Raw genomic sequence first — 13,114 nt, 5'->3', positions numbered from 1 at the left:
TATTATAGTTTAATCTGCAGACTCAGCGATTAATGAAAGTAACATATTAACAACCGTTTGATCAGTTTTAAAAGTCACATCACTTTCTTTCAGCTCATTCAAATCAATCCAGCGGAATGATTGCAGAGTTTCAGGATCAAAATCAAGAGCTTCTGTTTTGAACTTCATGGTTAAAGTATCTACTTCTCTGACCAGGTAATAGATACTGATGATCTGGCTATCATTGAAAGAAGACTTCTCGTAAAAATCTGTGGTATAGAAATGGCTTAAGACTTCTATTTCAGCATTACACTCTTCCATGAATTCACGTTTTAGTGCATCAATAAGGCCTTCACCGTATTCTAATCCACCACCTGGAAACTTGCTGAAGCTTCGTCCTCCTGATTGTTCGTCGCTAACCAATAACTGATTATCTGCATTGATTAACAGACCGTAAACTCTTACATTAAAATAACTCATGGTTGAAATGTTTGTTTTGCTGATATTTATATATTCAGCTACCTGGACTCAAATAAAATACGAAGTTTTCACGGCGCAAATATTTCATAAAGGCAACTAATAAGGGGACAAATATAAACAAACATCTCACCCATGCTATGATAAAAGAGTTTCCTATTGGCTAAAATGTTTTTTATTTTTTGTCGCATTCTCTACGTTCCAGCCAATTTCTCCGGCAAACGCTTCCTGTCTGGCCGGGCAATCTTTTAGCTTGCAATAATTACAACATTCTGGTAAACAAGGATCGGCATGTATAAACAGTTCGGTACTCCTGTCGGCATTTCCGTTAATTAAATGATCAATTGATGAAATTTCAGTATGTACCTGATTCAAGTCATAGTAATAAGGAAGTGTTAAATGACAATCAATGTGAAGATCTGAACCATACTGTTGAGCTCTTAAATTGTGAACATCAATCCAGGAATTATGCCTGTTATTTTGCAAGATGCCTACGATGGTTTCAACAAGTTCCACATTACTTTCGTCCATTAACCCACCTACAGATTTTCTGGTTAGCTTGTACCCACTATATACAATATAGAAACCAAGCAGAATAGAAATTACACTATCTAACCAGTAAATTTCAGTGACTTTGATTAAAAGTATACCCATAACCAAACCACCACTGGTTACTGCATCCGTCAGCAGGTGTTTACCATCAGCCTCCAAAGTAAGCGAACGGTGTTTTTTACCCGTATTGATCAGATAATAACCAACCAGCAGATTAATCACCCCGGTAATTCCGATAATGATTGCTCCGTCGAGCAACTGATGAATTTCTCTTGGAACTATAAGATCATAGCTGGATTTAAAAATGATAATTAATCCTGCGACCGCGATCAGTACGCCTTCTACGAAAGCAGAAAAGAACTCTACTTTACCATGACCATAAGGATGATTTTCATCTTTTGGCAAAGTAGCGAGGTAGATACTGTAAAAAGCGAAACTACTGGCTAATACATTGACAATACTTTCGGCGGCGTCTGTTAAAATTGCATTGGAATGTGTAATAAAGTATGCACCGAATTTGGCCAGCATCAGGACAACGCTAATGCAGAGTGAAACGAGTATTGCTTTCTTTTTGGGCTGCAATGGATTGATTTTAGCCTCAAAAATACAATTCTACAAGCATATAACGGATATGTTCATTATTAAATTGATAATCAGACTCCCCTTTAAATAAAAAATCAATAATTTATATATTATAAGTTACTTTTTTTAGTGCCAAATTGCTCCAGGTTTTTATATTTGCTTTCTTATAAGCGAATCATGACATTTTTATCGAAAAGAATCAATAACCTATCAGAATCACAGACCATTAAAATGGCAAAGCTGGGGAGAGAACTCACCGCTAAAGGAATTGATGTAATTAATTTAAGCTTCGGAGAGCCTGACTTTTTTACACCAGAACATGTTAAGGAGGCCGCTAAAAAGGCAATCGATGAGAACTATTCTTATTATACTCCTGTATCCGGTTACCCTGAACTGCGGAAGGCAATTGTTGAAAAGCTGAAGAATGAAAATGGATTAACTTATACTTTTGATCAGATTGTAGTATCAACTGGTGCAAAACAATCCTTAGCTAATGCAGTAATGTGTTTGGTTAACCCGGGAGAAGAAGTAATTGTACCTACCCCTTACTGGGTTTCCTACTCTGAAATGATCAAATTGGCAGAAGGTGAAACTGTTTTCATCAATGCAACAGTAGAGAATGATTTCAAAATCACTGCAGATCAGCTTGAAGCCGCTATTACCCCAAATACAAAACTTTTTATGTTTTCTTCCCCATGTAACCCAACAGGATCGGTTTACAGCCATGAAGAATTAGCCAGCCTTGCAGCTGTATTTGAAAAACACCCGAATATCTATATCATCTCTGATGAGATTTACGAACATATCAACTTTGTAGACAAACATGCTTCGATTGCTTCTTTTGATGCAATCAAAGACCGTGTTATCATTATCAATGGTTTCTCAAAAGCCTATGCAATGACAGGCTGGAGAGTAGGTTACATGGCTTCTAATACTGAAATCGCAAATGCTTGTGATAAATTACAAGGTCAGATTACTTCAGGAACTTCATCAATTTCACAACGTGCAGCACTTGCAGCTTATCAAAGTAGCCTGGACAGTGTAGTTGAAATGAAAAATGAGTTCAGAAAACGCAGAGACCTGGTTTATGGACTATTGAAAGAAGTTCCGGGTGTTAAGGTAAACCTTCCGGACGGCGCTTTCTATTTCTTCCCTGAAGTGAAAGAATATTTTGGAAAAAGTTTTGATGGTAAAGTGATTACCAATGCTGAAGACCTGTGTCTTTATTTATTAAACGAAGCGCATGTATCAACTGTTACAGGTGAGGCTTTCGGAAACGAAGACTGTATCCGTATTTCTTATGCAGCAGCAGAAGAGCAATTGATAAAAGCAGTATCAAGAATCAAAGAAGCGTTAGCTAAATTGAGTTAGTTTATCAATTAGAATTATAAATTTATTTAAAATAAGCAATATCAAAAAAGCCAGTGATTATCATGATCACTGGCTTTTAATGTTTTATAGCAGATTTGTTGATTTAAGGCTAATGTCATGCGTACATTCTTTTCTTTACCAGCTTAGTTTTATCCATTCTTTGTCCCTTTGCTAAAGATTGAGAAATGATGTAAGTAACTGCAGCAGCACGCTCTTTTACCGGTCGGCCCAACCAATATTTCAAGTCATGTTGTTCATCATTGGCATCTTTCATCATAACCTTTCTTAGTACAGGTGCTATTTTTCTAATCCGGAGTTCGGGAGCAGGCTTAGAAATAATATTTTTACGTTCTATCCGTATTTCCTGATTTTCATAAGCGACTTTAGCCTTGCTCAAATAATTACTTATGGTATTATAGTTAAACTGTGGATAGCTTAAACAAAAATTCTTTAGATTAGAAAATACTTCAAAAGGACTCTCCATATTATTTTTCCAAAAAACTACGATTACTCTTTTTTCCTGAATATTTATAAGTCCCATAATCAAATATAAGAACGATATTAGTTATGAAGAGATAAAATTGTTACAATTACCACTTATACCTATTAAAGGTAAAGCCTCAAAAACTTCTTTAATTTCATCTTAAAGTAATTATACAAGCCTCCACCCCATTAATTCTGCGGTTCCTGACAAATCTCTTTAGCTTTGTCGCTTCGTCTTAGCATTGAGGGGTTTATTACATTTAAGAGGGATTATTTTACGTTATGCAAGCAGTTACAATCACGGACACATCTTTATCAAAAGTCCATTTAACAATCACAAAGTTCGTTACATTCTCTTTTCTCGGCTACTTCACTATAGGTCTGTCGCTGGCAGTACTACCAGTTTTCATTCACCAGCAATTAGGCTACAGTCCAATGATTGCAGGGATAGTAATCAGTCTGCAATACGTAACGACTTTCCTGTTCCGCGGATATGCCGGAAACATCGTTGACAAAAAAGGGCCAAAACCAGCAGTATTAATCGGTATGGGAGGATTTGCCATCAGTGGAATATTACTCTTTGCAGCCTATCATTTCAAAGACATCCCGGAACTAAGCCTAGGAATTCTGGTCTTAACACGTTTCGTAACCGGCTTTGGAGAAGGACTGATTGGAGCTAGTCCTGTAAACTGGGCAATAATTGCAGTCGGCGATCAGCATACCGGCAAAGCCATCTCCTTTAACGGCATCGCCAGTTATGGAGCGCTTGCTGTAGGAGCGCCCTTAGGCGTAATTTTACACAACGCCTATGGCATTGGTAGCATCGGCTTACTGATTATTGTAGTCGGAATAACCGGATTCTTTTATGCCAGAACTCAGCAAGCTATGAAAGGCGACCAGAAAGAACCCAGACAACCCTTTCTCAAAGTACTAAAAACAGTATCACCCTATGGAATCTGCCTGGCCTTAGGTGGCCTGGGCTTCGGTACAATTTCTACCTTCATTACACTTTACTATGCTTCCCTGAACTGGGCTGGCGCAGTCTTATGTCTGTCCGTTTTCAGTCTGCTATTTATAGTTGGCCGTCTTATCTTTGGCCGTTCTATCGAAAAATACGGAGGAATGAAAACAGCGATAGCTTGTCTGGCCCTTGAGTCAGTGGGTCTGTTTATCCTTTCTCTGGCTACAACCCCTCACCTCGCACTCATTGGAGCCGGAATTGCAGGACTTGGCTTTTCGCTGATCTTTCCAGCATTAGGCGTAGAAGCCGTTAAATTAGTTCCAGCCTCTAACAAAGGTGCCGCATTGGGAGGTTATGGTCTGTTCATAGATTTGTCTCTTGGAATTACAGGACCATTAGTCGGCGCAGTGGCCAGTCATTTTGGAATGCTGTACATCTTCCCCTTTAGCATGACAGTTGTATTTATTGGTTTCGTACTCGCTGTACTCATTCATTACCAGCAAAAGAAAAGAATAATCAGCTAACTTCTGATCAGTACATTAAAGAAATTTAAGCTCCTTATAACCAAGAACCATACTCACCTCCCTGCACAACCCAACAGTATTTCCTGAATAGGATCTTTATGAATTTTTCGCCTGCTTTTCCTCCTTAAACTGGAACCCGGATCTGCCACATTAAATACAGATTATCCGTCAATTTTCAGATTTAAGCTCCTTATAGCCAATCACCATACTCACCTCCCTGCACAACCCAACCCAACCCAAAAGTATTTCCTGAATAGGATCTTTATCCAGTTTTTCGCCTGCTTTTCCTCCTTAAACTGGTGGATTCAAAACAGGCTATCCGTCAATTTTTTGTGTATAAAAAAAACGGTTATGCTACATAGAGAGCCTAGCGTTCGAGCCCCCTTCAGGGCGAAATATGCAGCTCTCCATGTAGCATAACCGTTTTTTTTATTCTTCCAGAAAAAAATTAAGAACGTATAGCCTCTACCGGATCCAACCTTGAAGCCGAGAAAGCCGGCCAAAAACCAGATATCATGCCTATAACAACGGAAATACCAATCCCCATGATCACGTTTTTCATATATAAAACCACTTCAACCTTCACCACATACGTAAACACCAGCGTTAAACTATACACCAGAAACAACCCCAGCAACCCTCCTAAAACACAAAGCGCAACCGCCTCAAACATAAACTGCAATAAAATAAAATAATTCTTTGCCCCCAGCGACTTCTGTATCCCAATAATATTTGTCCTTTCCTTTACAGAAACGAACATGATATTTGCAATACCGAATCCCCCTACTAAAATAGAAAACCCACCAATCACCCAACCCGCTATCCTGACCATTTTAAACATCATATCCAGCTGATTAGAAATCATGGTCGTTTTATTTAATGCAAAATCTTCTTCAGCACCAGGTTTAGTCCTGTGAATAGACCTCATAGCCCCTTCAAGCTCACTTTCAACTTCTTCTAACGGAATATTTGCTTTTCCTCTCACTGTAATCTGAGGCCCGTAATTACCATTCTGAACATCAAATAATCCCCTTGCCAAATTCAAAGGGATCAATACATTTTTATCCTGCGACATCCCGATCATATCCTCTCCCTCCTTCTTGAACACCCCAACAATCGTCAACCTGCGTCCCATGACCTTAATCTGTTTACCAACAGCAGATTCACCATTAAATAATCCCGAAGCCACATCAGCACCAATTATGGTTACCGGAGCACCAGACTTACCCTCACTCTCCGTAAAATATCTTCCTTCCTGGAAATCAAGCGTCCAGGTTTTATCATAATCCTGAGTTCCTGCATTTAACGTTACCCCATTTACAGAACTGCTTCTGTACTTGATCGTTCTGTTGCTCGCAGAAGCCTCAAAAGAAATCCCGTCCACATTTCCCATCCGCTCTTTTAAAGCCTCATAGTCTCTGATACTTGGATCAGGCCTGTTTATATATTTCCACCATGGATAATCACCACCAAAACCCCATGGCCATTTCTGGACAAAAAGAGTGTTTGATCCTAATTTATCGACACTTTCCTGTAACTTATTGCGCAGCGTATCTACCCCCGAAAAAACGGCAATAATCGTGAATATACCGATTGTGATCCCTAACAAAGAGAGCATCGTCCGAAGTTTATTCTGACGGAGTGCATCGGCAGCAAACCTGAAACTTTCACCTATAAGTCTGAATATCATCATAATTACACTTTAGATTAAAAAACGGGTAAAAGGTTACAGGAAATTCAATTTATTATCAGAAAATCTTTACAAGAGGTTTATCAGGACCACAATCTTTCCAAGCCAACAACGTTAGAAAACATTACAATTCCGATGGAACCATCCTATACAGCAGAAAACTAAACGCATCAAATCAAGTAGTACATGATAGCTACATTACCATTGAAAATATTAATGTAGCAACGAAAATTTAACATAAATTTATCAGAATAAATATTTATATACAAATGAGCATTAAATTTCTTAAATTTGCGGCCTTAATTATTTTATAAAAAACATGAAGTTATCTCAATTTAAGTTTAATCTACCTGAATCATTAGTTGCCAATAATCCTTCAGAACATAGGGACGAAGCCCGTTTAATGGTTTTGCATAAAGAAACCGGTAAAATTGAACATAAAATATTTAAAGATGTTTTAGAATATTTTGATGATCAGGATGTCATGATTTTGAATAACACCAAAGTTTTTCCTGCACGTTTATATGGTAATAAAGAGAAAACAGGTGCTACAATTGAAGTGTTTTTACTACGTGAACTGAATAAAGAATTACGTTTATGGGATGTTTTAGTAGACCCGGCACGTAAAATCCGCGTAGGAAACAAACTTTATTTTGGTGATGACGATTTACTGGTAGCAGAAGTTGTAGACAATACAACCTCACGTGGCCGTACTATCCGTTTCTTATTCGACGGTACTGACGAAGAATTCAGAAAAAACATTGAGATCCTTGGAGAAACTCCGCTTCCAAAATATATTAAACGTAAAGCTACTGCTCAGGATAAAGAACGTTACCAGACTATTTTCGCTAAACACGAAGGTGCTGTTGCCGCTCCAACTGCAGGTATGCACTTTAGCCGTGAGTTAATGAAACGTCTGGAACTGAAAGGGATTAATTTTGCAGAAGTAACCCTTCACGTAGGATTAGGTACATTCAGATCTGTTGAAGTTGAAGATTTAACAAAACACAAAATGGATTCAGAGCAATTCATTATTGAAGAATCACAAGCTAATATAGTTAACAAAGCATTGAATGAAAAAAGACGTATCTGCGCTGTAGGTACTACTTCTATGCGTGCCATTGAATCAGCTGTTTCTTCAGGAAGAATGCTTAAACCAGCGAACGACTGGACAAGTAAATTCATTTTTCCTCCATATGACTTCAGTATCGCAAATTCAATGATCACCAACTTCCACACACCTGAATCAACTTTACTGATGATGGTTAGTGCATTTGGAGGTTATGACTATGTTAGAAATGCTTATGAAGTTGCATTGAAAGAAAAATATCGTTTCTACAGCTACGGTGATGCAATGTTAATCATCTAATTGCTTAAACAAACCATAAAAAAATAGGAGGATCTTTTGATCTCTCCTATTTTTTTTGACCTGGAATCTGTTAAAAATTTATAAATTTAGCACTGTGCTTATGATTAAGCAAAACTAAAAGGCTTTAATAACAGAAAAACTCCTGACTTTATTAAATTAGACAGATGAAATATTATGCTATAATTGTTGCAGGCGGTAAAGGTAACAGGATGAATCTGGCCGTCGCAAAACAATTTTTAGAACTGGATGGCAAGCCTATTTTAATGCACACCCTGGAAGCCTTCCATCAATGTGTCCTAAATCCTGAAATTATTTTAGTACTGAATATCCACCAACACCTGTTTTGGGAAGAATTATGCACCAAACATGACTTCAAAATACCACACCAGGTTATTAAAGGAGGACAAGAACGCTTTAATTCTGTAAAAAATGGACTGAAAGTAATCAGAGGAAAAGCTATTGTGGCCATACATGACGCTGTTCGTCCTTTAATTACAGCAGAAGTAATCCTGCAATCTTACCAGATGGCAGCAGAAAAAGGGAATGCAATTACAGCGATACAACCTGTTGATTCTGTTAGAATAAAGCGCGAAGGACAGGATTCTGAAGCTTTAAACAGAGATGAACTTTACCTGATTCAGACCCCGCAAACCTTCCAGACCGAGCAACTAAAGAAGGCTTATCTTCAACCCTACCGGAATGAATTCACAGATGATGCTTCAGTAGTTGAAAGAGCAGGGTTCAGCATCCATTTGCTTCAGGGAGAACGAGATAATATCAAAATAACTTATACACAAGACCTGGAACTTGCTTCCTTTCTGTTAAAAAAGAAAGGCTCCTGATTTCTCAGGAGCCTCTATACATATTTTTCGCTATGTAGAGCTATTAAGCAGCTCTGTTGATTATTTTCAAGATAATGGCAATTACTGCAATCACCAATAATACGTGAATCAGACCTCCTACATCGCCAAAGCCATGGAAGAAAAAGCCTATTACCCATAGAATGATTAACACTACTGCAACTAAATAAAGTAAATTTCCCATAATTGTAATTTTTTTGGTTCGTTAATTAAATGATTAAAAAAGTTGAGACAACTCCTGACATTTCATAAACAATCATCGTTCCAAAAAAAGAAAGCCCCGTTAACGGGGCTTTCAATTATGCGTATTTAAGAATAACTTTAAATTCAAGTAAATCTAATATTCGTCTTCATTAAAGAAAAAATCATCTTTAGTCGGATAATCCGGCCAGATTTCTTCAATAGTTTCATACGGTTCACCGTCATCTTCTAATGCTTGCAGGTTTTCAATAACCTCTACAGGTGCACCTGATCTGATACCGTAATCAATAAGTTCGTCTTTTGTTGCAGGCCATGGAGCGTCTTCCAAATGCGATGCTAATTCTAATGTCCAATACATATTCTATACTATTTTATTGTTCTTATTTATTTTGCAAAAGTATATTAAAAATACTGATGAAAACAAATTTTTTTTCCACCATTTTATAACCTTGGTAACCAGATACTTTCATCTGTTTTATCATCAAAAGCAAGCTTTCTTGACAGCACAAACAGATAATCACTTAATCTGTTCAGATAGATCGTGACCTTATCGTCAACAAAGCTATCCATGGCCAGATGTACTGTTAACCTTTCTGCCCTTCTGCAAATACATCTTGCAATATGACAATAAGAAACTACAGTATTCCCACCGGGCAGTACAAAATGTTTGAGTTCCGGCAGAATTTCATTCATCTCGTCCATTTCTGTCTCCAGCAACGTAATATCCGTTAAATTTAAATCAGGAATTTTCATCCTTGACTTTTCAGGGTCTGCAGCAAGGGAAGCGCCAATGGTGAATAAACGATCCTGTATTTCCTTTAGTATCTGCTTTGCATGAATATCGATTTCCTGACATTGGATCAAACCAACATAGGAATTAAGTTCATCTACCGTACCATAACATTCAATGCGCAAATGGAATTTTGGGACACGTGTCCCACCGATTAATGAGGTCTCCCCCTTGTCACCAGTCTTGGTATATATCTTCATTAATTATGTCCCATTTTTTCAAAATCTTCGCCTGCCTCCATTAATTTAGAAAGCCGCGGAGAAACAGTCTTGATATCTGTGTTCAAATAATCATTTTCAATCAGTCCATCACGCATTCTCACAATCCGGTGTGCATGTAAAGCAATGTCTTCTTCGTGTGTAACCAGAATGATCGTATTTCCTTTGCTATGTATTTCTTCCAGCAATCCCATGATCTCTACCGAAGTCTTGGTATCCAGGTTACCCGTAGGTTCATCGGCCAGAATAATAGAGGGATTGTTGATTAATGCTCTTGCAACAGCCACACGCTGCCGCTGACCGCCCGAAAGTTCATTAGGCTTATGTGTAACCCGGTTTCCTAAACCTACGTTCTCCAATGCTACAGTGGCTCTTCTATCGCGTTCTTTTTTGGTAATACCAGCATAGATCAGTGGCAAAGCAACATTATCCAATGATGTTGATCTTGGCAACAGGTTAAAGGTTTGGAATACAAAGCCGATTTCCTGGTTCCTTACTTCTGCCAGTGCATCGTCCGTCATTTGACTTACATTGATTCCGTTTAAGATGTAATCACCTTTACTTGGCGTATCCAGACAGCCCAGAATATTCATCAAAGTTGACTTTCCTGAACCCGAAGGCCCCATCAGGGCTACAAATTCACCTTTATTAATATTTAGTGAAACTGATTTCAAGGCATGGATAACCTCAGTCCCTATCACGTATTTACGGCCTATTTCCTTGATATCTATTAACGGTTTTTCCATTTGTACCTATATTTTAACGATGAAAAGCTTGATTAGCTTTTAGAGGTTAGACAGCGCCGGTGTTCTGTTGTTACAATTACTTATCCAGTATTTTCGGGACAAGAAAAAAGTCTTCATTGTGCAAAGCTGAGTTTTTCAAACCTTCACTAACAGTAATATCCTGCTGAACAACATCTTCTCTCCACACATTCACTTCAGGGTTCATATAAACAAGCGGCTCCACATTTTGGGTATCCAGCTCATTTAACTTTTCCATGAAAGTCAGGATTTTGTTCATATCAGCCTGCAAAGTTTCCACTTCCTGTTCCGCAATCTCTATTCTTGCAAGGTCTGCTACCTTATAAATCGTTTCTTTAGCAATTTCCATCTCTTTTAAAGCATATTAATACCTGTTCCTCTTTTCCATCAGAGAGGAATTCAAAAATACGCTTTTACAAGTAATATTCCACGCTAAAATATAGCCCTGCCGGTTAAGGGAATACAGCGCAAGTTTTCAAACATTATATCGGTCATACACAGTCTGTTCATACATAAAAATCAATTATTAAACCTTCGGATGGGTGTTTTTTCTTAATTTTGACCTTCAGGAACCTATACTGGCAGAAATCAGCACTGTCAATTAACGTTAAACAATAAAGGTTTCAGCAAAAAAATCCAGCAAAATGAAAGAAACAGTAGTAAGCGGTATACGTCCAACAGGAAAATTACACCTGGGCAATTATTTTGGCGCAGTAGCCAACTTTATAAAGATGCAGCACGAGTATAATTGTTATTTTTTCATTGCTGATTTACACTCCTTAACTACGCACCCTACCCCTGGAGACCTGCACGGTTACGTTAGAAACGTACTGGTAGAATACCTGGCTTGCGGCATCGATCCGGAAACAGCAACTATCTATATCCAGTCTGATGTTCCGGAAGTCACCGAACTTTATCTGTACCTGAACATGAACGCTTATATGGGCGAATTGGAAAGAAGTACCTCTTTTAAAGATAAAGTCCGCTCTCAGCCAGACAACGTGAATGCCGGGTTATTAACTTACCCAGCTTTAATGGCAGCAGATATCCTGATCCATAAAGGGGTTAAAGTCCCTGTAGGTAAAGATCAGGAACAACACCTGGAAATGACCCGTACTTTTGGTAACCGTTTTAACCGTTTATACAATTCAGATTATTTCCCTGAAGCTTTTGCATTCAACTATTCAGCGAACCTGGTTAAAGTACCTGGTCTGGATGGAAAAGGAAAAATGGGAAAATCAGAAGGCGATGCGAATTGCATTTACCTGGCTGATTCTCCGGAAATCATCCGTAAAAAAGTATTAAAAGCAGTATCTGATGGCGGCCCTACAGAAGAGAACCAGCCAAAGCCAGAAGCGATTCAAAACCTGTTTGATCTGATGAAAATTGTTTCCACACCAGATACCATTGCGCACTTTGGTGAACTTTACAACAAATGCCAGATCCGGTATGGCGATTTCAAAAAACAGCTTGCTGAAGATATGATTGTGTTTAACAGTCCGATCCGTGAACGTATTGAAGAAATCTCTAAGGACAGCGATTATCTGCGTAAAATAGCTAATCTTGGTGCAGAGAAAGCAAGAGAAAGTGCAAGGAAAACAATAAAAGAGGTCAGAGAACTGATCGGTTTCAAACCATTTTAATACCTTAGATTAATTTAAGCTCATCAGAGGATCATATGCATATAGCAATAGTTGGCAACATAGGCGCCGGTAAAACTACTTTAACAAGCCTGTTGGCTAAAAATTATGGTTGGGAAGCTTTGTACGAAGAAGTAGACAACAACCCTTACCTGGAAGATTTCTACAGTGATATGAAACGCTGGAGTTTCAATTTGCAAATTTATTTCCTGAACAATCGTTTTCAGCAGATCGTAGCTATCCAAAATAATAAAAGGGACGTGATACAAGACAGGACCATTTATGAGGATGCACATATCTTTGCAGAAAATCTTCATGAAATGGGTTTAATGACGACAAGAGATCATCAGAACTATAGGGATATTTTTGAAAACATTACTTCTTTCATCAAACCGCCAGACTTACTGGTTTATCTGCGCGCTTCGGTCCCTACTTTAGTGAACAATATTCAACGCAGAGGCCGTGATTATGAAGCAAGTATCCGCCTGGATTATTTGTCAAAACTAAACGAGAAGTATGAAGCCTGGATTAAGAACTACTCCTTGGGTAAACTACTGATCCTGGATAAAGACAAATTAGATTTCACAAACAATCCGGAAGATCTGGGTACAGTGATACAAGCTATCGAAGCAGAAATACACGGACTTTTTTAA

General features: G+C 38.2%; 15 protein-coding genes. 6 read left to right on the top strand and 9 right to left on the bottom strand.

Going from position 1 to position 13,114, the window contains the following annotated elements; translation table 11 throughout:
- Positions 1–9: 9 nt before the first annotated feature.
- Entirely contained in the window at positions 10–459 is a 450-nt protein-coding gene (locus tag AY601_RS03220) for an NUDIX domain-containing protein (protein WP_068396373.1), read from the bottom strand.
- 153 nt (positions 460–612) lie between these two features.
- Positions 613–1,590, bottom strand: coding sequence for a cation diffusion facilitator family transporter (locus tag AY601_RS03215; RefSeq protein ID WP_084359051.1), 978 nt, complete (start codon positions 1,588–1,590; stop codon positions 613–615).
- Between the two features lie 177 nt (positions 1,591–1,767).
- Here AY601_RS03215 and AY601_RS03210 point away from each other — a divergent pair, with 177 nt between their 5' ends.
- Positions 1,768–2,961, top strand: a complete 1,194-nt coding sequence (locus tag AY601_RS03210; RefSeq protein WP_198163601.1) for a pyridoxal phosphate-dependent aminotransferase — start codon at positions 1,768–1,770, stop codon at positions 2,959–2,961.
- Positions 2,962–3,076: 115 nt separating this feature from the next.
- Here AY601_RS03210 and AY601_RS03205 read toward each other — a convergent pair whose 3' ends face one another.
- Positions 3,077–3,502 carry a hypothetical protein gene (locus tag AY601_RS03205; RefSeq protein WP_068396367.1) on the bottom strand — a complete coding sequence of 142 codons (426 nt, stop codon included), beginning with the start codon at positions 3,500–3,502 and terminating at the stop codon, positions 3,077–3,079.
- 224 nt (positions 3,503–3,726) lie between these two features.
- On the opposite strand from AY601_RS03205, the gene AY601_RS03200 reads away from it, so the two are divergent.
- Positions 3,727–4,929: an MFS transporter gene (locus AY601_RS03200; RefSeq protein WP_068396364.1), complete on the top strand. Its 1,203-nt coding sequence runs from the start codon at positions 3,727–3,729 to the stop codon at positions 4,927–4,929.
- Positions 4,930–5,377: 448 nt separating this feature from the next.
- On the opposite strand, the gene AY601_RS03195 is transcribed toward AY601_RS03200, so the two are convergent.
- The gene (locus tag AY601_RS03195; RefSeq protein ID WP_084359049.1) at positions 5,378–6,622 is read right to left on the bottom strand and encodes an ABC transporter permease; all 1,245 of its coding nucleotides are present in this window, start codon (positions 6,620–6,622) and stop codon (positions 5,378–5,380) included.
- A gap of 316 nt (positions 6,623–6,938) precedes the next feature.
- On the opposite strand from AY601_RS03195, the gene queA reads away from it, so the two are divergent.
- On the top strand, positions 6,939–7,988 hold the full coding sequence (queA, locus tag AY601_RS03190; RefSeq protein ID WP_068396357.1) for a tRNA preQ1(34) S-adenosylmethionine ribosyltransferase-isomerase QueA: 1,050 nt from the start codon (positions 6,939–6,941) through the stop codon (positions 7,986–7,988).
- 164 nt (positions 7,989–8,152) lie between these two features.
- On the top strand, positions 8,153–8,830 hold the full coding sequence (locus AY601_RS03185) for a 2-C-methyl-D-erythritol 4-phosphate cytidylyltransferase (RefSeq protein WP_068396354.1): 678 nt from the start codon (positions 8,153–8,155) through the stop codon (positions 8,828–8,830).
- A 43-nt stretch (positions 8,831–8,873) separates the two neighbouring features.
- On the opposite strand, the gene AY601_RS25515 is transcribed toward AY601_RS03185, so the two are convergent.
- The 5 genes from AY601_RS25515 to gatC all read right to left on the bottom strand — a co-directional run bounded on the left by AY601_RS25515 (position 8,874) and on the right by gatC (position 11,170).
- Positions 8,874–9,032 carry a lmo0937 family membrane protein gene (locus AY601_RS25515; RefSeq protein ID WP_111632538.1) on the bottom strand — a complete coding sequence of 53 codons (159 nt, stop codon included), beginning with the start codon at positions 9,030–9,032 and terminating at the stop codon, positions 8,874–8,876.
- Between the two features lie 153 nt (positions 9,033–9,185).
- Positions 9,186–9,407 carry a DUF2795 domain-containing protein gene (locus tag AY601_RS03180; protein WP_008240955.1) on the bottom strand — a complete coding sequence of 74 codons (222 nt, stop codon included), beginning with the start codon at positions 9,405–9,407 and terminating at the stop codon, positions 9,186–9,188.
- An 83-nt stretch (positions 9,408–9,490) separates the two neighbouring features.
- A complete protein-coding gene (locus AY601_RS03175; RefSeq protein ID WP_068396351.1) occupies positions 9,491–10,039 on the bottom strand; it encodes a cob(I)yrinic acid a,c-diamide adenosyltransferase in 549 nt (182 codons plus the stop codon).
- Positions 10,039–10,803: an ABC transporter ATP-binding protein gene (locus AY601_RS03170; protein ID WP_068396348.1), complete on the bottom strand. Its 765-nt coding sequence runs from the start codon at positions 10,801–10,803 to the stop codon at positions 10,039–10,041. Before AY601_RS03170 ends, AY601_RS03175 begins: the two co-directional genes overlap by 1 nt.
- Before the next feature lie 76 nt (positions 10,804–10,879).
- Positions 10,880–11,170 (bottom strand): Asp-tRNA(Asn)/Glu-tRNA(Gln) amidotransferase subunit GatC, encoded by a 291-nt coding sequence (gene gatC / locus AY601_RS03165; protein ID WP_068396345.1) that lies wholly within the window; start codon positions 11,168–11,170, stop codon positions 10,880–10,882.
- 295 nt (positions 11,171–11,465) lie between these two features.
- Here gatC and trpS point away from each other — a divergent pair, with 295 nt between their 5' ends.
- Together trpS and AY601_RS03155 are read left to right on the top strand one after the other, a co-directional pair.
- Complete coding sequence (gene trpS, locus AY601_RS03160; protein WP_068396335.1) at positions 11,466–12,464, top strand: tryptophan--tRNA ligase; 999 nt, start codon at positions 11,466–11,468, stop codon at positions 12,462–12,464.
- Between the two features lie 35 nt (positions 12,465–12,499).
- Complete coding sequence (locus AY601_RS03155) at positions 12,500–13,114, top strand: deoxynucleoside kinase (RefSeq protein WP_068396332.1); 615 nt, start codon at positions 12,500–12,502, stop codon at positions 13,112–13,114.

It is taken from the genome of Pedobacter cryoconitis (genome assembly GCF_001590605.1).
GTDB lineage: Bacteria > Bacteroidota > Bacteroidia > Sphingobacteriales > Sphingobacteriaceae > Pedobacter > Pedobacter cryoconitis_A.
The sequence above is the reverse complement of the archived record's forward strand: the minus strand, read 5'-3'. Positions and strand labels throughout refer to the sequence as shown.

Excerpts from the sequence above, each read along its gene's own strand:
- trpS (WP_068396335.1), top strand. The coding sequence starts at position 11,466 with ATGAAAGAAACAGTAGTAAGCGGTATACGTCCAACAGGAAAATTACAC.
- AY601_RS25515 (WP_111632538.1), bottom strand. The coding sequence starts at position 9,032 with ATGGGAAATTTACTTTATTTAGTTGCAGTAGTGTTAATCATTCTATGG.
- queA (WP_068396357.1), top strand. The coding sequence starts at position 6,939 with ATGAAGTTATCTCAATTTAAGTTTAATCTACCTGAATCATTAGTTGCC.
- AY601_RS03210 (WP_198163601.1), top strand. The coding sequence starts at position 1,768 with ATGACATTTTTATCGAAAAGAATCAATAACCTATCAGAATCACAGACC.
- AY601_RS03170 (WP_068396348.1), bottom strand. The coding sequence starts at position 10,803 with ATGGAAAAACCGTTAATAGATATCAAGGAAATAGGCCGTAAATACGTG.
- AY601_RS03195 (WP_084359049.1), bottom strand. The coding sequence starts at position 6,622 with ATGATGATATTCAGACTTATAGGTGAAAGTTTCAGGTTTGCTGCCGAT.
- AY601_RS03180 (WP_008240955.1), bottom strand. The coding sequence starts at position 9,407 with ATGTATTGGACATTAGAATTAGCATCGCATTTGGAAGACGCTCCATGG.
- gatC (WP_068396345.1), bottom strand. The coding sequence starts at position 11,170 with ATGGAAATTGCTAAAGAAACGATTTATAAGGTAGCAGACCTTGCAAGA.
- AY601_RS03220 (WP_068396373.1), bottom strand. The coding sequence starts at position 459 with ATGAGTTATTTTAATGTAAGAGTTTACGGTCTGTTAATCAATGCAGAT.
- AY601_RS03200 (WP_068396364.1), top strand. The coding sequence starts at position 3,727 with ATGCAAGCAGTTACAATCACGGACACATCTTTATCAAAAGTCCATTTA.
- AY601_RS03155 (WP_068396332.1), top strand. The coding sequence starts at position 12,500 with ATGCATATAGCAATAGTTGGCAACATAGGCGCCGGTAAAACTACTTTA.
- AY601_RS03185 (WP_068396354.1), top strand. The coding sequence starts at position 8,153 with ATGAAATATTATGCTATAATTGTTGCAGGCGGTAAAGGTAACAGGATG.
- AY601_RS03205 (WP_068396367.1), bottom strand. The coding sequence starts at position 3,502 with ATGGGACTTATAAATATTCAGGAAAAAAGAGTAATCGTAGTTTTTTGG.
- AY601_RS03175 (WP_068396351.1), bottom strand. The coding sequence starts at position 10,039 with ATGAAGATATATACCAAGACTGGTGACAAGGGGGAGACCTCATTAATC.